Below are 22270 nucleotides of genomic sequence, written 5' to 3' on the forward strand. Positions count from 1 at the left end.
AATATCAGATTCGGGAGTTCTTGGCGCATTCCGGCACTGACGGGACGCCACTCTCGGGCCGGGTCGGAGGGCGGGATGCAGGACGCATACGGGCTATATACCCCGACCACGCTGGTGGAAATCGGGCTTCTGCTGGCGACATTTATCCTCTGCTCCCTGATTGGCACTGAGCGGCAGGTCCGGCAAAAGGTCGCTGGCTACCGCACCCACGTCCTGGTCGGCCTCGGATCGTGCACGTTCACCCTGATCTCCGCCTACGGCTTCGCCGCCGCGCTGGCGCCCGGGGCCACCATGGACCCGTCCCGTATTGCAGCCCAAATCGTCAGCGGCATCGGCTTCCTCGGTGCCGGGGTGATTTTCAAGGGACGGAACGTAGTCCGCGGCCTGACGACGGCCGCCAGCATTTGGGTTTCTGCCGCCGTCGGCATGGCGTGCGGGGCCGGAATGCTGTCCCTGGCTGTTTCGCTGACCGCTTTCCACCTCATCACGTTGTACGTCGTTTCTCCCGTGATCAGGAAGATCCCGACCCCCGACGCCCACCGGGTCCTGCACCTGGGCTATGACGACAACCGGGGCGTGCTGCGGCAAGTGTTGGAGATCGCCACGAATATGGGGTTCAGCTCGTCGATCCTGAGCATCAATAAGGCGGGCGATGAACAAAAGCCGATCGTCCTCATGGACATCCGCTTCCATGGTCATCTTCCGCTGCGGGAACTCGTCCCCTACCTCCTTGATGTGCCCGGCGTGCAGAGTGTGACCGTTCGCGGCAGCGATCCGAACGAGGACGACGACGATCCCAGCGCCTGAGAACCCCATCAAGCACACCACCGGGACTCCCGTGACTGGCGCACGCTGATTGAAGCCGTTCGGGATGACCGTTAGAGTCTGCGGATGACCGAGAACAGCGTCGCTTTGACGGATACCGTGTGCGTGCGGGTGCTGCGCAGGTCCGACGCCGGGCACCTGGCCGACGCCTACCGGCGGAACCGGGAGCACCTGGCGCCCTGGGAACCGGTGCGGTTTGAGGAATTCTTCACCGCAGAGGGACAGGCCGCCAGCATTGAATCCAAGCTCGGGTTGTTCATCGCGGGAACGGATGTGCCCTGGATCCTCGTGGAAGGCTCCCGCATCATCGGGGTGATCAACCTCAGCGGGATTGTCCGGGGGCCATTCCTCAGCGCCCACCTCGGCTACTGGGTGGACAAGGACCTGACGGGGCGGGGAATTGGCTCGGCCGCGGTGGAGTTCGCCCTCCAGACCGCGCGCAACGAACTGGGACTGCACCGGCTGCAGGCCTCAACCCTCCCGCACAACGCCGCGTCCCAGCGGATCCTGAAGCGGGCTGGCTTTGAGGAGATCGGTTTGGCAGCCCAGTACCTTCGGATTGCCGGATCCTGGCAGGACCACATCCTCTTCCAGCGGATACTGTTCTGATGGCTGATGTTCCGGTTGCACCAGGTCCCATTGCACCGGTTCCCATCGCACCGGGGGACTTTGGTGCCCTGCACCATGTAGAACTCTGGGTGCCGGACCTGCAGCGGGCCAGGGACCAGTGGGGCTGGCTGCTGGGCAGGCTGGGCTACGAGGCCTACCAGGACTGGGCCCACGGGTGCAGCTGGCGCCGCGGGCCGACGTACATCGTCGTCGAGCAGTCCCCGGCGCTGACCGGAACCGCGCACGACCGCAAAGCCCCGGGCCTGAACCACCTGGCGTTCAGCGCGGGGACCCGGGCTGACGTGGACGCCATGGCGGGCGAGAGCGTCAGCCACGGCTGGGCCGAGCTGTTTCCGGACAAGTATCCGCACGCAGGCGGCCCCGCCCACTTCGCCGCCTACCTCGTGAACGCGGACGGCTACGAAGTGGAGCTGATTGCTGCAGGCTGAATGGCGTCGGTGCCCTACGGATTGGTTGTCGGAGGTGCCTGCTCGGCCTTCAGTTCCTCGCCGTGGGCGATGATCGCGTAGATGATCAGCACGTCCATGGCGATGACGATGACGGACCACCACGGCTGCTGCGGAATGAGCATCAGTTGAACGACCGCACTGAAGCCGGCAACGACGACGCCAACGACTCGAGCCCACGTTGCGCCGGCGAAGAGCGCGACGGCGGTGAGGATCAAGAGCACCCCGAGGGCGACATTCCACCAGCCCCACCCCTTCGCATCGAAGAGGAACAGGGTTCCCGGGGTCGACAAATAGTAGGTGTCGGGTCCGGTGAGCGCGACGAGGCCTTGAAGGCCGCTGAAAACGCCGTTGATGATCAGAATGACTCCGGCGAAACGGACCCAACCGGTCCAGCCGGTCGCAGTGACAGGGTGATGGGCAGTACTCATAGTGTCGACCGCTTTCCGTTGAATGCTCTGCCGTCGGCCTCATGGTCGGCGCAGTCGTGGGGTGAAGCTAGTACCGATTCCGATTATGTTCCTCGCAGTCCGGACCGGTCAATCGCTATAGGTCCTCGGAGCCGCCCGCGCCAGGCTCATTGCGATTGCCGTGGATCCGGGTACGTTGAACCATGACCATCCTGCTTGTTGGCGGCGGCCCGGACACCGTAACCACAGCTGCCGTCTTCGACCGCTTCGTCAAGGAACTCCGGCACCGGGCCACCGGCGGGGTTCCGCGCGTCGCTGTGGTTCTCTTTGACCATGAGGGCAGCTCGGAATATTTCCTGCCTGCCTATGTGGTGCCGTTGGAGTCCCGGACAGCCTGCGAGGTCGTCCCGGTCCTCCTCGGCTTCAACCGGGGCGCGGACCCTGCCGCGTTCGACGACGTCGACGGCATCGTCGTCGGGGGCGGGCCGACGCCGGGCTATCTGGAAGGCTTGCTGCCGTCCGCGCAGCCCATCCGCAGTCTGGTCTCCGACGGTGTGCCGTATATGGGATTCTCAGCCGGCGCGATGGTGGCGCCGGTGCGGGTAATCGTGGGCGGCTACCGGATCCGCGGCACCGAGGTCTGCCCGGCGGATTGGTCGGAGGGCCTGGAAGAAGTGGAGATCCGCGACGGGCTGGGCCTGGTGCCTTTCGCCGTCGACGTGCACGCCGCGCAGGCGGGAACCCTCGGCCGGGCCGTTGGGGCGGTGGCAAAAGGTCTCGTGGACCGCGCGGTCGCCGTGGACGAGGACACTGCCCTGGTCCTGCACCACGCGGACCTGGAGGAGCTGGACGTGATCGGCACCGGGAACTGCTGGACGATTCGCGGCGTCGGCACCAAGGCCACCGTCTCGGTTCTGTCGGCGCACAGCTAGGTTCCGGCACCCACCCCTTGGCACACTTGTTACCCGCGGGTAACATATGACTCATGCATCTCCTGTTCCGGACTCTCCTGCTGCTGTTCACGTCCTCACGCCGCTCACCGTTGAGCATCTGGGACAACTCCTCGCTGCCGCTGCGGGTCCTGCCCACGGACATCGACATCGCCCTGCACGTCAATAACGGCATGTACTTCTCGCTCATGGACCTCGGACGCTTCGACCTCATGGCCCGCAGCGGCACCTGGAAGAAGATGCGCCGCCGGGGCTGGACGCCGGTCGCGGCGGGGGAGACCATCGCGTTCCGCCGTTCGCTGCAGCTCTGGCAGCAGTACACGATCGAGTCCAGGATCATCGGCCTGGACTCTAAGGCCATCTACTTCGAACAGCGGATGGTGGTGGACGGCGAAGTGTACGCGCGGGCCTATATCGCCACCCGGCTTCTGAGCAAGGGCAAGCCCGTCAGCCAGGAGGAGATCATCCGCGAGTTCGGCGCCCCGCCGGCGGATCTGGAGCTGCCCGGGTGGATCCACGAATGGCGCGAAACCAACGCCCTGCCCGGCGCCAGGCGTCCGGCCCCGCACGCCTGGGCGTGACCCGCCTACAGCCCCGCCCGGATGTGCCAACAGCGAAATGCCGGGGACAATCCGCGCCCCCTCCCGTACCGTTGACTCATGGCTACCGTAGACATCACAGGTGAACAGTTCGCATCGACAGTCGAGGATAACGACATTGTCCTCGTCGATTTCTGGGCCGAATGGTGCGGCCCGTGCAAGCAGTTCGGCCCCACGTACTCGGCGATCTCCGAGAAGCACCCGGATGTCGTCTTCTCCAAGGTCGACACCGAAGCCGAGCAGCAGCTCGCCGCCGAGGCCGGCATCACGTCGATTCCCACGCTGATGGCCTTCCGCGAAAAGGTCCTGGTGTTCTCGCAGCCTGGCGCCCTGAACGCGCAGCAGCTCGAGCAGGTGGTCGACGCCGTCAAGGCCCTGGACATGGAAGAAGTCCACGCCCACGTGGCCCGGTCCCAGGCCGAGGCCGCCGCAGCTGCGGCCAAGCAGGACGGCACCCAAATCCCGGAGGCCTGAACCGCCACGGCTTAATCCCAGGCTTAACGCAACGCGGGGTCACTCCGCGCCCATAAATCCCTCTGGGATGGGCGCGGAGTGACCCCGCGTTGTGGATGGAAGGGTGGGTTAGAGCGTTTCGAGCTTGACCGGCTCGGCCAGCAGCGCGCTGAGGGATTCGTTCAGGTCCTGGACGGCCGTGCCCTTGGAGTGCTTGTCCAGGTCCGCCTGGCTGGCCCACCGTTCGGTCAGGACGAGCTTGTCCTCGCTGGCCTCGGTGAGCTCGTAGCGGATGCAGCCGGGCTCGTTGACCACCTCGTCGATCGCGATGTCCAGGGCGAGCTTCACGCGGAAGAATTCGCCGTCGTTGGGGATGAAAATGGCCTGAAGGTCAACGGGTGCACTCATGGCAATCACCCTACCGGGCTGCCGGGCAGGCGCCGGACCATGACCCAAGATTTCATAGGACTTCCAAGCTTTGCCCTTCTTTTGCCTCCGCACTGTTGGTAGCGTCACACCATGCTTGCTTACACAGCCGGGGACACTGACGTCCCGCTGCTCGAGGAAACCATTGGCGCGAACTTCGAACGGATCGCGGCGCGGTTCCCGTACCACGACGCCCTGATCGAGGCGGCTGCGGTACCCGGCGAAGAGGCCCGGCGGTGGAGCTACACCAAGTTGAACGACGACGTCGACCGCCTGGCACGTGCGCTCCTCGCCCTGGGCGTCGCGAAGGGCGAACGGATCGGCATCTGGAGCCCCAACTGCGCCGAGTGGACCATCCTGCAGTACGCCACCGCGAAGGTCGGGGCGATCCTGGTCAACGTCAACCCCGCCTACCGCAGCCATGAGCTCGAGTTTGTGGTCACCCAGAACGGCATGCGCATGCTGGTCACCGCGCCGTCTGACAGGAACAGCGACTACACAGCGATGGCGCGGCAGGCCCTGGCGGCGTGCCCGGATCTGCGCGAGCTGGTCTTCCTCCCGGGCACCGGCCTGGACGGGCTGACCGCCGGCGAACCCGGCACTGACGCGGAGCGCACCTATGCCGAGCTGCTCAAGCGGGCCGACGACGTCGGGCACTCCGAGCTGAAAGCGCGCATGGCGGCACTGGACGCGCAGGACCCCGTCAATCTGCAGTACACCTCCGGCACCACGGGGTTCCCGAAGGGCGCCACGCTGACGCACCACAACATCCTTAATAACGGTTTTTCGATCGGCGAACAGCTGGGCTACACGGAACACGACCGCGTGGTGATCCCGGTGCCCTTCTATCACTGCTTCGGCATGGTGATCGGGAACCTCGCGGCGCTCAGCCACGGGGCCGCCACCATCATCCCCGGCCGGTCATTCTCGCCGGCCGCGGCGCTGGAAGCTGTGCAGGACTTCGGCGGAACCTCGCTGTACGGCGTGCCGACCATGTTCATCGCCGAGCTCGCCCTGCCGGACTTCGCCTCCTACGACCTCTCGACACTGCGCACGGGCGTCATGGCCGGCTCGCTGTGTCCCATCGAGGTGATGAACCGGGTCATCACGGAAATGAACATGAAAGACGTCGCCATTTGCTACGGCATGACGGAGACCTCGCCGGTGTCCACGATGACCCGGAGCGTGGACACCATGGCCCAGCGCACCGAGACTGTGGGCCGGACCATGCCGAACCTGGAGAGCCGGATCGTGGACCCGGTCACGGGAGAGGTGGTGGAGCGCGGCGGGATCGGCGAACTCTGCACGCGCGGCTACGCGGTGATGCGCGGGTACTGGAACCAGCCTGACAAGACCGCCGAGGCGATCGACGCCGACGCCTGGATGCACACCGGGGACCTCGCCCGGATGGACGCGGACGGGTACATCGTGATCGAGGGCCGGATCAAGGACATGGTGATCCGCGGCGGCGAGAACGTCTATCCGCGCGAAATCGAGGAATTCCTCTACACCCACCCGGACATCCAGGACGTGCAGGTGATCGGTGTCCCGGACGAAAAGTACGGCGAGGAGCTGATGGCCTGCGTCATTTTGAAGCCGGGGGCTGCGCCGATGGACGCCGCCAGCCTGGCCGATTTCTGCCGCGGCAAGCTGGCGCACTACAAGATCCCGCGCTACGTGGATGTCCGGGAGAGCTTCCCGATGACCGTTTCCGGCAAGATCCGCAAGGTGGACATGCGCCAGGAGGCCGCGGCCCGGCTGGGCCTCCAGACCGGCGGCTGACAGCAACGCGGGGTCACTTACGGCCCATCCCGGGGCGCCGGACGGGCCGTAAGTGACCCCGCGTTGCGGCGATTCCGGAGGGCCTGTGGATAACCTCAGCGCCGAGGCTGATCCGCGGTCACAATGGTGCGCATGGTCCGCATTGTGCCGCTTCCCGAAAGCCTCACCCTCACACCGTTCACCGTCTATGAGTCGCGCGCGCTGGGTATTCCGCCCAAACGTCTACGGGCGCACGATTTGTCCGACGGCGGCCGCCTTATCTATCTGCCGGCAGGCCGGCAGCTTGAGATCGTCGAACGGGCCAGGGTCCTCGCCGCTGCTACCCCGGGTGCCTGGGCGTCCCATGAAACCGCGGCCGTGCTGACCAGGCTCGGGCTGCCGCCATGGTTGGGCGAATGCCCCACCATCCACCTCAGCAAACCCCATGAACTGCCCAGAGTCCGCCGTGCCGGGGTCACGGGTCACCGCGTGCGGCTCATTCCGGGCGAGCTGACCGACGTCGACGGCATCCCTGTCACGGCGCCGCCCCGCACTTGGCTGGATCTGGCCGCAGTCCTGCCGCTCAACTACCTCATCGCGATGGGAGACCAGCTCATCCGACAGCCCAGGCCCAGCCTCGAACTGAGGTCGGAGCCCTACGCCTACAAGGATGGCCTGCGGCTGCTGATCCGCCAGCATCCCAACATGAAGGGCGTCGAGAAGGCGCGGCTTGCGCTGGACGAGATGCGGGTGGGAGCAGACTCTTTCCCGGAGACATTCCTGCGGCTGGCGCTGTTGGATGCGCGTCTGCCGGAGCCGGAGCTGCAATTGAGGCTCGACCCGGAAGACCCGCGCTCACCGGCTGCAGACATGGGCTACCGGAGGTACGGGATCGCCATGCAGTACGACGGCGTCCACCACCTCACGCGGGAACAGCAGACCCGGGACAACCGGCGAGACGAAGCGTTCCGCAGCGCCGGATGGGCGTATTTCAAAGTCAACGCCGATGATCTTGCCGAGGGATTCGACAGCGTCATCACCCGGATCAAGAGGGCCCGGCTCCGCGCCTAAGCAAACTCCTGCCCTCCTGAAGCGCCCCCAGCGCGGGGTCAGATCGCGCCCATAAAGGGCCCCGGATGGGCCGTAAGTGACCCCGCGTTGCTCCTGAGGTCAGTGGCTGCGGTGGTCCTGGATGGTCATGCGCGGGCCAAATGTCGGTTTCCGGAAGCCGCTCAGCCCGATCATCCGGACCACCCGCTGCCGGTGCCCCGCCCATGGAGCCAGCAGCCTGAGCATGCCGGCGTCGTCTGTCCGGCGGCCGGTCAGGGCGGCGCCCACGTAGGCCGCAAGGTGGTAGTCGCCGACCGAGATCGAATCCGGGCAGCCGTGCGTGCGCTGCACTACCTCCGCCGCCGTCCAGACCCCGATTCCGGGCAGCGTCTGCAGCTTGGCTGCCGCCTCCGCGGCGGGGAGGGCGGCGAGCCGTTCCAGCGCGGCGGCCGAACGCAGCGCCCGCATGACGGTTCCCGACCGCTGCGGGCCCACGCCGGCCTTGTGCCACTCCCAGGACGGGATGTGCAGCCACTGCGCGGCCGTCGGCTGGACCAGCAGATTGGCGGGCGCGACGGTGCCGGCGCCCGGCGCCGCCGTCCCGAAGCGGTACATCAGGTAGCGGTATCCGCGGCGGGCCTCGATAACGGTGACCTTCTGCTCCAGGATGGTCGGCACGAGTGAATCGATCATCCTGCCGGTTGCAGGCAGCCGGATCGCGAGGTTCCGGCGCCGGGCTTCAACCACCATGCGCGGGAGGGTCGCGTGGAATGCGGGCTCGTCGAAGCCGGACCAGTCGTCGTCGCTCCCGAGCATGCGCGGGACGGAATCGACGGCGTCCCCCGCTCCGGGACCCCAGGCCTGCGCGTCCACGGCAGGGTCAGCCTGCGCCCCGGCCGTTGCCAGGCGCAGCGTGGCCGGACCGCGGGGCGTCGTGAACGCGAACCAGATGCCGTCCGGGGCAGTGCGGATGGACGGGTCGCCGTGGCCGCGCAGCAGCGTGCCGATGGTTTGCATCAAGTCGAACGGGCCGCCCGGGTGCCACCGCAATGAGGCGTCCGCCGCGGCGGCAATGCCTGCGGGGGCGTCTGCAAGGCTCATTCGAACATGTTCCCACGGCCCGCTGACAGCAGCGGCATCCGCGGCAACGACGCAGGGGCCGTAGGGCCCTTAACCTCCCGCGCTGCCGGGGCTAAAATCCGGCTGTGGCGTGATGTGTCCGCGCCCGCCTCTTGGCCCCGAATCCTTGTTCTTGGGAGAGTGTGATGGCTGGTGGAGTGGTACATTTCGAAATCCCCGCAGAAGACGAGGGCCGCGCACGCGAGTTCTACAGTTCGGCGTTCGGCTGGGAGGTAAGCCAGGTGCCGGAGATGAGCTACGCCATGATCAAGACGACGCCGACGGATGCCAACGGCATGCCCTCCGTGCCGGGCTCCATCAACGGCGGCATGTTCCGCCGCGAAGGCGACCTCACATCCCCGGTGGTCACTGTGGATGTCGATGACATCGACGCGGCGTTGGAGAAGATCAATGCACTGGGCGGCAGCACCGTCTTACCGCGCGAGGCAATCGGCACCATGGGCTGGGCCGCCTACTTCCGGGACACTGAGGGCAATGTGGTCGGCCTCTGGCAGAACGCCCCGCGTGAGGGCGGCGCCGGGGCAGCGAACGCCGGGAATGACATCGGCGCCTGACGCGCCGGGCACGCCGGGCAGCAGTGCATCCACCTCACTGCATCCCGGTGGTGAGCCACAGCGCCACGACCGCCAACGGGACGGTGAGGACGACGGCGGCCACGCCGGCGAGGGCGAAGCCTCCCCAGCGGATCTCCACATTCAGGGAGCGGAGCCGCTCGTGCCACAGCAGCGTGGCCAGGGACGCCCAGGGGGTCACCAGCGGGCCCAGGTTCACGCCGATCAGCAGGGCCGCCAGCCGGGCCGGGGAGCCGCCCACCGGTTCCAGGGCCAGATACGCGGGGAGGTTGTTGACCGCGTTGGCTGCCCCGGCGCCCAGGCCGGCGAGCTGCAGGAGCGCCGGCAGGCTCTCGCCCGTGCCGGCGATCCCGGTCAGGAACTGGGTGAGCCCGTTGGCGTGCAGGGTCTCCACCACCATGAACAGTCCGGACGTGAGCATCAGCGGGCGCCAGGGAATCATGGACCAGCGCAGGACGGAGCGCCGCCGCCAGAGGAAGAGCAGGAGCAGGGCAGCAGCCGCCGCGAGTGCCGGGATCTGCACCGGAACCCCGGAGACAAGCGCCGGGAGCAGGACCACCATGACCCCCGACGCCGAGTACAGCAGCACCCGGTCCCGGACCTTATGGACGGGCTGGGGGCCGTACGTGCCGCGCAGGTCCTTCCGGAACGCCAGCCACAGGAGCACCAGCGGCACGAGGATGCCAACCAGGGCCGGGGCCCACACGAGCGAAGCGAACGCGGCGGGGCTGAGGTTGAGCCGCTCCTGCGCGAGCAGGTTGGTCAGGTTGGAGACCGGCAGCAGCAGCGAGGCCGTGTTCGCCAGCCACACCGTGGTCAGCGCGAACGGCAGCGGCGGAATGCGGGCGTGAATGGCCAGCAGCACGACGACGGGAGTCACCAGCACCGCCGTCGTATCCAGCGACAGGAACACCGTGGAAACGGTGGCCAGGGCGATCGCGAGGAACCACAGCAAGAGGACCCGGCCGCGGCCCAGGGCGGCCAGCCGCTCCGTGACGACGCGGAAGAGCCCGGCCTCATCCACCAGTTCGGTGACAATGGACATGGCGACCACGAACGCCAGTATCGGCACGGTGCGTGCTGCCAGCGCCTGGAAGGCGGGGACCGGCAGCAGCCCGGACACCAGCGCCGCGCACCCGGCCAGCAGCATGCCCGCGGGCAGCGCGTAGCTCTTGAACTTCTTCAGCCGGGCGATCCTCTTCACAGCCATATCCTCGCATCTGCCAGAGCCGTGGGAGCGCCGTGGCCGCGCCGACGTGCCCGCCGCGCCGGAGACGGTAACTTTGTACCTATGAAGTACGCCCCGTCCGTCCTGGACCTCATTGGCCATACGCCGCTCGTCAAACTCAACCACGTGACCGATGGCATCGCAGCCACGGTCCTGGTGAAGCTCGAATACCTGAACCCCGGCGGTTCGATCAAGGACCGCATTGCGGTCAAGATGATCGAGGAGGCCGAACGAACGGGCCAGCTCCTGCCCGGCGGCACGATCGTGGAACCCACCTCGGGCAACACCGGCGTCGGTTTGGCGCTCGTGGCGCAGCAGAAGGGCTACCGCTGCATCTTCGTCGTGCCGGACAAGGTCGGCGAGGACAAGCGGGCCGTGCTCCAGGCCTACGGCGCGGAAGTGGTGGTCACGCCCACCGCCGTCCCGCCGGACAGCCCGCAAAGCTACTACGGCGTCTCCGACCGGCTCGTCACTGAAATCCCCGGCGCCTACAAGCCGGACCAGTTCTCCAACCCCGCCGCCCCGGCCAGCCACTATGAGACCACGGGCCCTGAGATCTGGCACGACACCGACGGACGCATCACCCACTGCGTGATCGGCGCCGGGACCGGCGGCACGATCACCGGCACCGGCCGGTACCTCAAGGAAGTTTCCGCCGGGCGGCCCGTGGCCGAGGGCGGCGTCGTAAAGATCATCGGCGCGGATCCCGCAGGCTCGGTGTACTCCGGCGGCACGGGCCGCCCGTACTTTGTCGAGGGCGTCGGGGAGGACATGTGGCCGGCCAACTATGACAAGTCCGTCCCTGACGACGTGATTGCCGTCAGCGACGCCGATTCCTTCGCGATGACGCGCCGGCTGGCGCGCGAGGAAGGCCTGCTGGTGGGCGGGTCCTCGGGCATGGCCGTCGTGGCCGCCATGGAAGTCGCCAAGGACCTCCCGGCCGACGCCGTCGTCGTGGTCATCCTGCCGGACTCCGGCCGCGGCTACCTGGCCAAGATCTTCAACGACCAGTGGATGCGTTCCTACGGCTTCCTGGCCGGCGGGGACGAGGCGTCGGTGGGCGAGATCCTCAAGGCCAAGACCGGTGAACTCCCGGACCTCGTGCACATCCACCCGAACGAGTCCGTCCGCGACGTCATCAACATCATGAACGAGTACGGCGTCTCGCACATCCCCGTCCTGTCCCAGGAACCGCCAGTCGTCATGGGCGAGGTGCTGGGCGCCGTGGACGAACGCACCCTCACGGCCAAGCTCTTCCGCGGCGAGGCCAAGCTCTCGGACAAGATTTCCGAACACATGGAGGCCCGGCTCCCCGTGATCGGCTCGCTCGAATCGATCTCGACCGCCCGCGAACTCCTCTCCGACGCCGACACCCTCATGGTGACGTTCGTCGGCGCCCCGGTGGGGATCCTGACCCGCCACGACCTCCTCGCGTACCTCAGCAACTGACCAGTTCAAGGAGTCCCATGTCTGTGCCTGAAAGCCCGTCCTCGAAAAACCAGGGTTTCAACACCCGCGCCATCCACGCCGGCCAGGCGTTTGAGCCCCGCACCGGGGCGGTGGTGCCCCCCGTGCACTTCTCCTCGACCTATGCCCAGGACGGCATCGGCGGGCTGCGGGCCGGTTATGAATACGGCCGGGGCACCAACCCCACCCGTGACTCGCTGCAGGAGCAGCTGGCGGCCCTGGAAGGCGGGAGCGCCGCGTTCTCCTTTGGCTCCGGCCTGGCCGCCGAGGACTCGATGATCCGCGCCCTCACCCGCCCCGGCGACCACATTGTGCTCGGCAACGACGCCTACGGCGGCACGTACCGGCTCATCAGCCGGGTCCTGGGGGAGTGGGGCATCGGCAACACCCCGGTGGACATGTCCGACCTCGACGCCGTCGCGGCCGCCGTCGCAGCGGGCGGCACGGCCGACGGTGGCGGCAAGACCCGCCTGGTGTGGGTCGAGACGCCGTCGAACCCGATGATGAAGATCACCGACATCGAGGCGCTCGCGAAGGTGGCGCACGACGCCGGCGCGCTCCTCGTGGTAGACAACACCTTCGCCTCCCCGTACCTGCAGACCCCGCTGGCCCTCGGCGCCGATGTGGTGGTGCATTCCACCACCAAGTACATCGGCGGGCACTCCGACGTCGTCGGCGGCGCGATCGTGGTCAACGACCCCGACCTCGCCGAGAAGATCGGCTTTGTGCAGTTCGCCGTCGGCGCCGTGTCCGGGCCGATGGACGCCTTCCTCACCACCCGCGGGCTGAAAACCCTCGGGGTGCGCATGGACCGGCACAGCGACAACGCCCAGGCCGTGGCCGAATGGCTGCTGGAGCGCCCCGAAGTGGAGGCCGTGCTCTACCCGGGCCTGCCCACCCACCCCGGCCACGAGCTGGCCAAAAAGCAGATGAAGAAGTTCGGCGGCATGATCTCCGTGCAGTTCAAGGGCGGCGAGGCCGCGGCCCGCAAGGTGGCCGAATCGACCTCCGTGTTCACCCTGGCGGAGTCCCTGGGCGGGATCGAATCGCTCATGAACTACCCGTCCGAAATGACGCACGCCTCGGTCAAGGGCACGGAACTGGCGGTCCCGGTCAACCTGATCCGGCTCTCGTGCGGCATCGAGGACGTGGAGGACCTGATCGCCGACCTCGACGCCGCGATTTCCTCCCTGGCCGCCGGCAGCTAACTGCACCGTAGCTGCACCGGCAACCGACCCCGGCGCCCGGATCATTCCGCCGGGCCACCCTAGCTTTCTCTAAGAGAGTCAGCTAGGGTGGCCGCATGGCACTTCGATCCGACTGGTCCCAACGGACCTGCAGCATGGCCCGCGGCCTCGACATCCTGGGCGATCCCTGGAGCGTGCTCGTCCTGCGCGAGGTGTTCTTCGGCAACGGCCGCTTCGAAGCCATGAAGGCCCGGCTGGGGGCGGCCGATTCCGTGCTCACCAAGCGGCTCGCCGGGCTCGTCGCCGCCGGGCTCCTGGCCCGGAGGCCCTACGACGACGGCGGCCGCACCCGCCAGGAGTACGTCCTCACCGCCATGGGCGAAGACGCCCTCCCGGTGCTCAACGCCGTCGTGATCTGGGCCGAAAAGCATCTCCCGGCGCCGTCCGGGCAGGCACACATGTTCGTCATCCACAGCGGCTGCGGGGAGCGGACCTCCTCGGCTGACACGTGCACGGCCTGCGGGGAACCGCTGACGGCCGCCAACACGAGCTGGCACAGCCTCTCCCGCACCGCGGACCCCGTGCCGCTGGCCTCGGCCGGCACCGGGACCCCTGTCCAGAACGGAACCGCCGCATGAATGCCCCCGAAACCACCGTGACCCCGGCGCCGGTCCGCCGCCGCATCCACCCGGCGTGGACCGTCGCCGCCGTGGCTTTCCTCGCGCTGGTCGGCGCGGCAGGGTTCCGGGCGGCCCCGGGTGTGCTGATGGTGCCGCTGCAGAACGAGTTCGGCTGGTCCACCACCGTGCTCTCCGCCGCGGTCAGCATCAACCTCGTGCTTTTCGGGCTCACGGCACCGTTCGCGGCAGCGCTCATGGAACGCTTCGGCATCCGCGCAGTCACAGCCGTGGCCCTGGTGCTGATCGGCGCCGGCAGCGCACTGACGGTCCTCGTGACCCAGTCCTGGCAGATCCTGCTGACGTGGGGGCTGCTGATCGGGCTCGGCACCGGGTCCATGGCGCTGGTCTTCGCCGCGACCATCGCCAACACCTGGTTCGCCAAGAGCCGCGGCCTGGTCATCGGCATCCTCACCGCCGGCAGCGCCGCCGGACAGCTCGTGTTCCTGCCCTTCATCGCCGCCCTCGCCCAGGACCCGGGCTGGCGGCAGGCCTCGCTCCTCATCGGTGCCGGCGCGCTGGCCGTGGTGCCGCTCGTGCTGATGTTCCTGAAGAACTCACCGGCCGACGTCGGCGTGCTGCCCTACGGGGCGACGCCGCCGGCCCCCGGCCCGAACGCCGGCACGGAATCCAGCGGGCCCGAACCGACAGGACCGGCCGCCGGGCAGGAAGTGCAGGAGCCCCGCCGGAACGCAGCGGTCCGTGCCCTGCAGGTCCTCAAACGGGCCAGCAAAGTGCGTACCTTCTGGGCCCTGGTGGCCGGCTTCGCGATCTGCGGCGCGACCACCAACGGGCTGATCGGCACCCACTTCATCCCCTCCGCCCACGACCACGGCATGCCCGAAACCACCGCGGCGGGCCTGCTTGCCGTCGTCGGCCTCTTCGACATCATCGGCACCATCGCCTCCGGGTGGCTCACGGACCGCTTCAACCCCCGGATCCTGCTCGCCGTGTACTACCAGTTCCGCGGGATCGGGCTGCTGGTCCTGCCGCTGCTGCTCAGCGCCACCGTCCAGCCCAGCATGATCGTGTTCGTGGTCATCTACGGCCTGGACTGGGTCGCCACGGTGCCGCCGACCGCCGCGATCTGCCGCCAGGTGTTCGGTGCCGACGGGAGCGTCGTGTTCGGCTGGGTGTTCGCGGCCCACCAGCTCGGCGCGGCCGCCGCGGCCCTGGCAGCCGGGGCGGTCCGGGACGCCACCGGCCAGTACACCTACGCCTGGTTTGCGGCCGCTGCCATGTGCACCATCGCCGCCGTCATCAGCGCCAGCATCCGCAAGGACGCCCGGAAGCCGGAGTCCGTCCCGGTCCCGGCGTAGCTGTTCTGTAGACTGACCCGACAGCGAGGGCGCGTTTGCGCCGCCCTGGACGGAACCGACCAAACGGCCAGCGTCTACATCAGCAGCCCGATGGGGGAGTACATGTCAGTGCCCGTTTCAGACCGCAGCCCGGCGCGGTATTCACCCGTCCCGCACCTGTTCCGGTTCTCCGTCATCCCGGCCATCGCCGCGGTGGGCTACTTCATCTGGATCTCGCTCGGAGTCTGGGGCAAGCACGGCCTGGACTTCAGCGTCTACTGGTACGGCGGTAAAATCCTCAACGACGCCGGCGCGGCACCCTCAGCGCTGTATGCGGGCAACGTGGACTGGGCCGGCGGACCGGCGCTGATGTTTACCTACCCGCCGTTCGCCGCCATCGTCTTCGGCCTCTTGGCCCGGTTGCCCCTGGCGGCGGCGCTGACCCTGTTCAACGCCGCCGGCGCCGGGGTGGCGATCCTGGCCGCGGTCCGAACGGTCCGGTACTGGAACGCGAAAGCCTCCTGGCGCGACACCTTCCGGGCACCGGGCAACGGCTGGGCGGCCGCCGTCCTGGTCCTGGCGGTGCTGAACCTGGGTCCCTGGCGCGAGACCCTGGTGTTCGGCCAAATCAACGCCCTGCTGATGGGCCTGATCGCCGTGGACCTGTTGGCCCGCAACCGGCGCTGGGCCCGCGGTTTCCCCGGCAGCGGCTTCCTGGTGGGCGTCGCCGCCGGCATCAAGCTGACGCCCCTGGTGTTCGGGCTCTACTTTCTGGTCCGCAGGGACTGGCGCGGGCTGGGCAACATGGCCGCCGGCTTCACCGCCACCGTGGCGGCCGGGTGGCTGCTCCGGCCCGCCGAATCCCTGCAGTTCTGGCTCCAGATGCTGCCCGACACCTCCCGGATGGGGGGAGCGGGCTATGTGGACAACCTGTCCATTAAGGGCGCCCTGCTGCACTTCGGGGTCCCGGAAGCGCGCGTCACCGTGCCGTGGCTGCTGCTGAGCCTGGCGGTTGTGGCCGTGGGCGCCGCAGTGATCAAGGCCGCCAGCGATCAGGGTGCCCGCGTCGTGGCCGTATCGGCGACCGCGCTCACCATGCTGCTGATCAGCCCGGTCTCGTGGTCCCACCACTGGGTGTGGGTCGCGGCGGTCTTTCCGGCTTTCGCCTGGACCCTGCGGGAAGCTCCGCGCCGGTACGTCGGGATGCGCTGGACCATGGGCGGCGTGCTGGGCCTGTCGATCCTCGTATTCCTGTTCTCGCCCAAGACCATCGGTACGGCCCTCGGCGCCGAAAACCTCGACATCCAGACGCCCGGGCTGTGGATCATGGCCTCCAGCGCCGGCGTCTTCTGCGCCCTGGCCGTGCTGGTCTGCTGGCTCGTGGCCCTGCGACGGGATCCGCTGGGGCCGGAGCCGGACCTTGCACGCGGGCCGGCTGCCGAACGGGACGTCCGGGCCGCCGACTCCACTTCCTCAGCCTCCTTGTAGGCACCGCTCGTAGCAGGCCGCGCACTTAGCAGGCCGCGCACCTGGTAGGCGCCGCGCCGGCCGCCACCGCTAGGCTGGTCGGCATGAGCTCCCCCGACGGACGTAAGACGGCCCTTGTCACCGGTGTCGGCCGGCTCGCCGGAATCGGCGCAGGCATCGCACGCCGCCTCGCCGCGGACGGCTGGGACCTCGTGCTGACGTACTGGCAGGACTACGACGCGCGGATGCCGTGGGGAGTCCAATCGGACGACGTCGAACGCCTCACCGCCGAGCTCGAGGCGATCGGCGCCGCCGTCGTGGCGCTGCCGGCGGATTTCCAGGACCCGCACGCCGTGGACCGGCTGATGTCCGCCGCCGCGGCGGAGGCCGGAACCCTGCAGGGTCTGGTGCTCAGCCACGCCGAATCCGTGGACTCCTCCATCCTGGACACGTCGCTGGAGAGCTTCGAGAGGCACTTTGCGGTCAACACCCGGGCCAGCTGGCAGTTGATTGCCGCTTTCGCCCGGCAGGCCGGTCCCGAGGGCGGCGCCATCGTGGCCCTGACCAGCGACCACACCGCTTTCAACCTGCCCTACGGGGCATCAAAGGGCGCCCTGGACCGGATCGTGATCGCCGCCGCCCGCGAACTCGGCCCGCTCGGGATCAGCGCCAACGTCCTGAACCCGGGACCGGTGGATACCGGCTGGATGGATGAGCCGCTCCGTGACGAACTGGCCCGCCGGCAACCCGGCGGCCGGCTGGGCACACCGGCGGACGTGGCCGGCACCGTCGCGTTCCTGCTCTCGCCCGAGGGCCGCTGGATGTCCGGGCAGCTGGTCAAGGCCGACGGCGGATTCTCCGCCTGAACCGCGGGAACGCTCTGATTCATGGAGCGTGTGTGGTGTTGGGGCGGCGTCCGGTGGTGGCCGGACCCGGTCAGCCGGCGCTCAGCCGGCGGTCAGCAGGGCGAGGGCGGTTGCCAGTTCGGTGGCGGCGCCTTGGAGGAGGCAGGCCGTCTCCCGTGCCCGGGTCTTGCGTCCGGACTGGAGGTCGGCATCGATGAGGTCGGCGATGAGTTCGAGCCGGCACGCACCGGCCTTGGATGCGGACCAGGACAGGCTTTGGGCGGCCAGGCGCGCGCCCTCCCAGTCCCCGCCGGCCAGGGCCTGGTGAATCTTTTCGACCCGGTGGGGAAGCATGAGCTGGAATGTGCTGACGAAGTCGTGGAACTTCCACGACTGGACCGTCCCCGTGCTCTCCTGAAGCCGGTCGCGGTCCAGGACGAGTGCCGCGCTGATGCGGGCCCGGTGCCGGTGGGGTCCCTGGCCGGAAGCGGACCTGTCCTGGCCGTCCCCGCCCGCGCCGGCAGTGGCGTGACGTGCCGGAAAGAAACGAAGTGTCCACGCGGCTGGCTTTGCGTTGAGACTCATGATGTCCCCCTTTACTTGGCAGCCTGTTCCACCCGTCGGGCAGGAAGAGTGCTCAGCTCCTGTCTGGGACGGGCGGGACTACGTCGGTTCGACCGGCCAGAGAAGAAGTGCCGGGGGCTATTTGGCTGCCTCTGCTCCGGTGGCGATGGCACCACTGTACGAATGCGCCCCCGGGAGGACACGAGTGTTGGCTACCCGTAAACCCGGCAGTCACCACTTGTATCACTGGCCTCATCCGTAGCGCGTGACGAGCGGACACAGAACACCGCCGCGAAATACCCCGCGGCTCTCAACGGAAGGCGGGGAGACCCGTGATGTGCTGGCCCAGGATCAGGGTGTGGACCTCGTCGGTGCCCTCGTAGGTCCGGACGGATTCCAGGTTGGCGGCGTGCCGCAGCGGGGAATAGTCCAGCGTGATGCCGTTGCCGCCCAGAATCGTGCGCGCCTCCCGGGCAATGCTGAGCGCCTCCCGCACGTTGTTCAGCTTGCCGAGTGAGATCTGCTCCGGGCTCAGCCTGCCGGCGTCCTTGAGCCGGCCCAGGTGCAGGGCCAGGAGTGTGCCCTTCTGGATCTCCAGGACCATGTTCACCAGCTTCTCCTGCGTCAGCTGGTACCCGGCCAGCGGCTTGCCGAACTGCAGCCGCTCCTGGGAGTAGGCCAGCGCGGCCTCATAGGAATCCCGCGCGGCGCCCATAGCTCCCCATGCGATCCCGTACCTGGCCTCGTTGAGGCAGGAGAAGGGACCCCTCAGCCCGCGCGCCGCGGGCAGCAGCGCCTCCGGGCCCAGCCGGACGGCGTCGAACGTGATGTCGCACTGGATGGAGGCGCGCATCGAGAGCTTCTGCCCGATCGGCGTCGCGGTGACGCCCGCGGTGCCGGCAGGGACGAGGAAGCCGCGCACGCCGTCGTCGGTCATGGCCCACACCACCAGCACGCCCGCCACGGAGGCGAGCCCGATCCAGCGTTTCGCGCCGTCCAGGATCCAGCCCGCGTCATCGCCGGAGCCGTCGCGGCGGGCGAAGGTCTTCATCGAGGCAGGGTCCGAGCCGGCCGTGGGCTCGGTCAGGGCAAACGCGCCGATCAGTTCGCCGGCGGCCATCCGGGGGAGCCACTCCTGCTTTTGGTCCTCGGAGCCCCACTTGTGGATGGCCGTCATGGCGAGGGAGCCCTGCACGGAGACGAACGTGCGGACGCCCGAATCGCCGGCCTCGAGTTCCATCGCCGCGAGGCCATATTCGACGGCGGAACGGCCCGGGCAGCCGTAGCCCTCCAGGTGCATGCCGAGCACGCCGAGCTCGCCAAGTTCCGGGGCGAGCTCGAGGGGGAACACGGCGTCCTCGTACCAGCCGGGGATGCCCGGCCGGACCCGCTGGTTCGTGAAATCGCGGACGCGCTCGCGCACGCTGCGCTCCTCCGCGCTCAGCAGGGAATCGATGGCCAGGACATCGGAGACGTCGGAAAGGTTGGCCTCATTGTTCATGCCAGCTTCGTTGCTCATGCCAGCATCCTACGGCCGCACCTGCAGGGGCGCGCCGGCGGCGGGCTGGTGCTGCAGGAAGTAGCCCCGCGTGGACGGCGCGAAACGGCAGACGGCGGCCAGCACCACGCCCAGCCCCAGGAGCAGCACGCCGCTGATGAAGGCCCCGCCGACGCCGAAGATCTGCGTATCACCGTAGTCCGGATCCCACATCTGCACCGCCGAGACGAAGAATGCCGCAGTCAGCATAAGGGCGCCGAGCAGGGGCATGACGCCGCGGAACCAGAAGTTCCGGGCCGAGCCGCGCAGGGTCGAGCGGAAGTACCAGACGCACGCGAAGCCGGTCAGGGCGTAGTAGAACGCGATGAACAAGCTGATCGAAGTGATGGAGTCGGCGAGCAGGTTCTCGCTCAGGAGACTCATCAGGACGTAATAGGCGACGGCCGCGGCACCCATGACCTGGGTGGAATACCCCGGCGTCTGGTTGCGCGGGTGGACCTCGCCGAACCTGCGCGGCACGGCTCCGTGCACGCCCATAGACAAGGTGCCGCGGGCCGTGGGAAGGATGGTGGTCTGGGTTGAGGACAGCACCGAGGCCAGGACGGCGACGACGATCAGCCAGCCCCAGGGGCCCAGGACCACGTCCTTCATGGCCAGGAAGACATCGTTCTGGTTGGCCTCGTTGCCCAGCCCAATCCCATCCGTGCCCACCGTGGCATACATCATCACCAGCAGGGCCACAGAGACGTAGATCGCCACGAGGACAAGCGCGGAAATGACGGCGCCTCGGCCGGGCGTGGTGGCAGGGTTTTCGGTCTCCTCGTTCACCGCGAGGCAGGTATCCCAGCCCCAGTAGATGAACAGGGCCAGCAGGGCTCCGTGCACCACCGCGCCCGGATCGGCGAACGCACCGGCGGGGTTGAACCACTCAAGGTCGAAGGCTTGGCCAGTGGCCGCGCCGGGCACCCCGCCCGCGATCCGGAAGATGATGGCCATCGCGAAGATGCCCAGTGAGAGGTACTGCACGTAGGTCAGGACCCGCTGGACATGTTCCCCGAGGCGGATGCCGCGGTAGTTCACGAGGGTCATGAACACGATGAACAGCACGCCGGTGGCGGTGACCACGAGGCTGTTCCCGGCCAGCGAACCGTCGCCGATCAGCAGCCACAGGTACTGCCCGGCGACCTGGGCGAGGTTGGCCAGGACCACGACGCCGGCCAGGGCCACGCCCCATCCGCCCAGCCAGCCGGCCCAGGGACCGAACGCCCGGCGGGCCCAGATGAAGGTGGTCCCGCAGTCCGGCATGGCGCTGTTGAGCTCACGGAAGGCGAAGGCGATGAAGAGCACGGGCACGAAGCCCAGCAGCAGGATCAACGGGGTGTAGTTGCCGTTCACCGCCACGATCAGTCCCAGGGTCGCCGCGAGCGAATAGACCGGCGCGGTGGAGGCCAGCCCCAACATGACGGAGTCTCCGAGATCCAGGATCCCGGCGCGCAGTCCCTTGGCCGGAACTGCCGCGGGACCCCCGGGGCCGCCGGCCGTCGTCGTCGTCGTGGTTCCGGTGCTCATAGGGCAATACCTGCCTTGCTGGAGTGGGCCTGGTTCGAGGCCGGGGCGGGCGCGTCAATCGTGTTGGGCACGAAGCGGCAGAAGTAGTCGGTGATGGGCCCGTCCGACTCGCGGATGCCGCAGCCGACCGATTCGCCGTCGACCACCCAGAGGCCGAGCACAGGGCGGTTGCCGTCGAAATCGGGAAGGGCATGGAACTGCTGGTAACACCAGCCTTCCCGGCCATAGTCGCCGGGCTGTTCGAGGTCGATGCCGGCGGCGTGGATCCTGATGTTGTCCCCTTCGCGGCCATGCAGCGGCTTGGCCACCCACTCAGTGAGTGGCCCGGGACCGTCAAGATAGGCCGGAAGCAGGTTGGGGTGGTCCGGGTAGAGGTGCCAGAGCGCCGCGAGCAGGGCCTTGTTGGACAGGAGCATCTTCCAGGCCGGCTCCACCCAGCGCGGATTGTGGGCGCGCTGCAGCAGCCGCTGCCCGAACGGCTCCTTCATCATCAGTTCCCAGGGGTAGAGCTTGAACATGGTGCTGATCATGAAGTTGTCCAGGTCCACGAAGCGGTTGAGGTTCGGATCCCAGCCGATGTCGGACATGTTGATGCCGATGGTGGTCCAGCCGGCCTGGCTCGCGACGTCCCGCATGTAGGCTGCCGTCATCCAGTCCTCGCCGGATTCTTCCGCCTCGGAGTGGGCGACGTGGAGCGTGCTCATGCCGGTGCGGTACTGCAGCCTCTTCCATTGCCGGATGAGGGCTTCATGGATGCCGTTCCACTGGTCCTTTTCGGGATGGACGTCCTGCAGCCAGAACCACTGGGCGACGGCGGCCTCAATGAGTCCGGTAGGGGTGTCCGCGTTGTACTCCAGCATCTTGGCCGGGCCGCCCCGGCCGTCGTAGACGAAGTCGAAGCGGCCGTAGACGTCCACATCGCCGGCCTGCAGCGATGCAGCCGCCAGTTCCATGGCCTGCGGCCCGATCCCGATGTTGCCCATGGCCCCGGTGGCGAGGAACTTCGCGGCCTCGAGGCACATGCGGTGCATGTCCTCGGCGGCCTGTTCGAGGGTCTCCACTTCGTCCATGGTGAATTCGTAGTAGGCGCCTTCGTGCCAGTACTCGACGTTCGTGCCGTCCGGCAGGGCCGTGGTGGAGAAAACCAGGCCTTGTGCTTCAATCCGCTCTTTCCAGTCCGGCCGCGGCGCGGATCCCAGTCGTTTCAT

Annotated in this window: 23 protein-coding genes; 15 read left to right on the forward strand and 8 right to left on the reverse strand. The window is 68.1% G+C overall.

Annotated elements, in window-relative coordinates; genetic code table 11:
- Positions 1-75 precede the first annotated feature (75 nt).
- From AC1D1A_RS03630 to AC1D1A_RS03640, 3 genes are all read left to right on the forward strand, one after another.
- Positions 76-807: an MgtC/SapB family protein gene (locus AC1D1A_RS03630; RefSeq protein WP_476870429.1), complete on the forward strand. Its 732-nt coding sequence runs from the start codon at positions 76-78 to the stop codon at positions 805-807.
- A gap of 84 nt (positions 808-891) precedes the next feature.
- Positions 892-1434, forward strand: a complete 543-nt coding sequence (locus tag AC1D1A_RS03635; RefSeq protein WP_476947161.1) for a GNAT family N-acetyltransferase — start codon at positions 892-894, stop codon at positions 1432-1434.
- Positions 1434-1883 carry a VOC family protein gene (locus tag AC1D1A_RS03640; protein ID WP_476947162.1) on the forward strand — a complete coding sequence of 150 codons (450 nt, stop codon included), beginning with the start codon at positions 1434-1436 and terminating at the stop codon, positions 1881-1883. Before AC1D1A_RS03635 ends, AC1D1A_RS03640 begins: the two co-directional genes overlap by 1 nt.
- A 14-nt stretch (positions 1884-1897) precedes the next feature.
- On the opposite strand, the gene AC1D1A_RS03645 is transcribed toward AC1D1A_RS03640, so the two are convergent.
- Positions 1898-2332: a DUF7144 family membrane protein gene (locus AC1D1A_RS03645; RefSeq protein WP_043436157.1), complete on the reverse strand. Its 435-nt coding sequence runs from the start codon at positions 2330-2332 to the stop codon at positions 1898-1900.
- A 182-nt stretch (positions 2333-2514) separates the two neighbouring features.
- Here AC1D1A_RS03645 and AC1D1A_RS03650 point away from each other — a divergent pair, with 182 nt between their 5' ends.
- The 3 genes from AC1D1A_RS03650 (at position 2515) to trxA (ending at position 4334) form a co-directional block, all read left to right on the forward strand.
- Positions 2515-3243, forward strand: a complete 729-nt coding sequence (locus AC1D1A_RS03650; RefSeq protein ID WP_476947163.1) for a Type 1 glutamine amidotransferase-like domain-containing protein — start codon at positions 2515-2517, stop codon at positions 3241-3243.
- Between the two features lie 53 nt (positions 3244-3296).
- Positions 3297-3842, forward strand: coding sequence for an acyl-CoA thioesterase (locus AC1D1A_RS03655; protein ID WP_028276979.1), 546 nt, complete (start codon positions 3297-3299; stop codon positions 3840-3842).
- 78 nt (positions 3843-3920) lie between these two features.
- Positions 3921-4334, forward strand: coding sequence for a thioredoxin (trxA, locus tag AC1D1A_RS03660; protein ID WP_018773584.1), 414 nt, complete (start codon positions 3921-3923; stop codon positions 4332-4334).
- Between the two features lie 108 nt (positions 4335-4442).
- Here trxA and AC1D1A_RS03665 read toward each other — a convergent pair whose 3' ends face one another.
- Complete coding sequence (locus tag AC1D1A_RS03665) at positions 4443-4721, reverse strand: putative quinol monooxygenase (protein ID WP_223913755.1); 279 nt, start codon at positions 4719-4721, stop codon at positions 4443-4445.
- Positions 4722-4832: 111 nt separating this feature from the next.
- On the opposite strand from AC1D1A_RS03665, the gene AC1D1A_RS03670 reads away from it, so the two are divergent.
- A complete protein-coding gene (locus AC1D1A_RS03670) occupies positions 4833-6521 on the forward strand; it encodes an AMP-binding protein (RefSeq protein ID WP_476947164.1) in 1689 nt (562 codons plus the stop codon).
- A 132-nt stretch (positions 6522-6653) separates the two neighbouring features.
- A complete protein-coding gene (locus tag AC1D1A_RS03675) occupies positions 6654-7571 on the forward strand; it encodes a hypothetical protein (protein WP_476872967.1) in 918 nt (305 codons plus the stop codon).
- A 99-nt stretch (positions 7572-7670) separates the two neighbouring features.
- On the opposite strand, the gene AC1D1A_RS03680 is transcribed toward AC1D1A_RS03675, so the two are convergent.
- On the reverse strand, positions 7671-8651 hold the full coding sequence (locus AC1D1A_RS03680) for a DNA-3-methyladenine glycosylase family protein (RefSeq protein WP_476855646.1): 981 nt from the start codon (positions 8649-8651) through the stop codon (positions 7671-7673).
- A 164-nt stretch (positions 8652-8815) separates the two neighbouring features.
- Between AC1D1A_RS03680 and AC1D1A_RS03685 the strand changes: the two genes are divergently transcribed.
- Positions 8816-9244 (forward strand): VOC family protein, encoded by a 429-nt coding sequence (locus tag AC1D1A_RS03685; RefSeq protein ID WP_476851356.1) that lies wholly within the window; start codon positions 8816-8818, stop codon positions 9242-9244.
- Positions 9245-9278: 34 nt separating this feature from the next.
- Here the strand turns inward: AC1D1A_RS03685 and AC1D1A_RS03690 are convergent, their stop codons facing one another.
- Complete coding sequence (locus tag AC1D1A_RS03690) at positions 9279-10472, reverse strand: ArsB/NhaD family transporter (protein ID WP_476851355.1); 1194 nt, start codon at positions 10470-10472, stop codon at positions 9279-9281.
- 81 nt (positions 10473-10553) lie between these two features.
- On the opposite strand from AC1D1A_RS03690, the gene AC1D1A_RS03695 reads away from it, so the two are divergent.
- The 6 genes from AC1D1A_RS03695 to AC1D1A_RS03720 all read left to right on the forward strand — a co-directional run bounded on the left by AC1D1A_RS03695 (position 10554) and on the right by AC1D1A_RS03720 (position 17452).
- Positions 10554-11939 carry a cystathionine beta-synthase gene (locus tag AC1D1A_RS03695; protein WP_476947165.1) on the forward strand — a complete coding sequence of 462 codons (1386 nt, stop codon included), beginning with the start codon at positions 10554-10556 and terminating at the stop codon, positions 11937-11939.
- Positions 11940-11956: 17 nt separating this feature from the next.
- On the forward strand, positions 11957-13165 hold the full coding sequence (locus AC1D1A_RS03700) for a cystathionine gamma-synthase (RefSeq protein ID WP_476947166.1): 1209 nt from the start codon (positions 11957-11959) through the stop codon (positions 13163-13165).
- A gap of 95 nt (positions 13166-13260) precedes the next feature.
- On the forward strand, positions 13261-13782 hold the full coding sequence (locus AC1D1A_RS03705) for a winged helix-turn-helix transcriptional regulator (RefSeq protein WP_223913761.1): 522 nt from the start codon (positions 13261-13263) through the stop codon (positions 13780-13782).
- Positions 13779-15140 carry an MFS transporter gene (locus AC1D1A_RS03710; protein WP_230008026.1) on the forward strand — a complete coding sequence of 454 codons (1362 nt, stop codon included), beginning with the start codon at positions 13779-13781 and terminating at the stop codon, positions 15138-15140. The genes AC1D1A_RS03705 and AC1D1A_RS03710 overlap by 4 nt, the downstream gene beginning before the upstream one ends.
- Before the next feature lie 108 nt (positions 15141-15248).
- Positions 15249-16607: a glycosyltransferase 87 family protein gene (locus AC1D1A_RS03715; protein ID WP_230008025.1), complete on the forward strand. Its 1359-nt coding sequence runs from the start codon at positions 15249-15251 to the stop codon at positions 16605-16607.
- Between the two features lie 83 nt (positions 16608-16690).
- A complete protein-coding gene (locus tag AC1D1A_RS03720) occupies positions 16691-17452 on the forward strand; it encodes an SDR family oxidoreductase (RefSeq protein ID WP_230008024.1) in 762 nt (253 codons plus the stop codon).
- Between the two features lie 81 nt (positions 17453-17533).
- Here the strand turns inward: AC1D1A_RS03720 and AC1D1A_RS03725 are convergent, their stop codons facing one another.
- From AC1D1A_RS03725 to AC1D1A_RS03740, 4 genes are all read right to left on the reverse strand, one after another.
- The gene (locus AC1D1A_RS03725) at positions 17534-18016 is read right to left on the reverse strand and encodes a hypothetical protein (RefSeq protein WP_476872971.1); all 483 of its coding nucleotides are present in this window, start codon (positions 18014-18016) and stop codon (positions 17534-17536) included.
- A gap of 289 nt (positions 18017-18305) precedes the next feature.
- On the reverse strand, positions 18306-19514 hold the full coding sequence (locus AC1D1A_RS03730) for an acyl-CoA dehydrogenase family protein (protein WP_476931139.1): 1209 nt from the start codon (positions 19512-19514) through the stop codon (positions 18306-18308).
- Between the two features lie 9 nt (positions 19515-19523).
- Positions 19524-21062 (reverse strand): APC family permease, encoded by a 1539-nt coding sequence (locus AC1D1A_RS03735; protein ID WP_476947167.1) that lies wholly within the window; start codon positions 21060-21062, stop codon positions 19524-19526.
- Positions 21059-22270 carry a glutathionylspermidine synthase family protein gene (locus tag AC1D1A_RS03740; RefSeq protein WP_476870442.1) on the reverse strand — a complete coding sequence of 404 codons (1212 nt, stop codon included), beginning with the start codon at positions 22268-22270 and terminating at the stop codon, positions 21059-21061. Before AC1D1A_RS03740 ends, AC1D1A_RS03735 begins: the two co-directional genes overlap by 4 nt.

Source organism: Arthrobacter sp. P1_B9 (assembly GCF_056406495.1).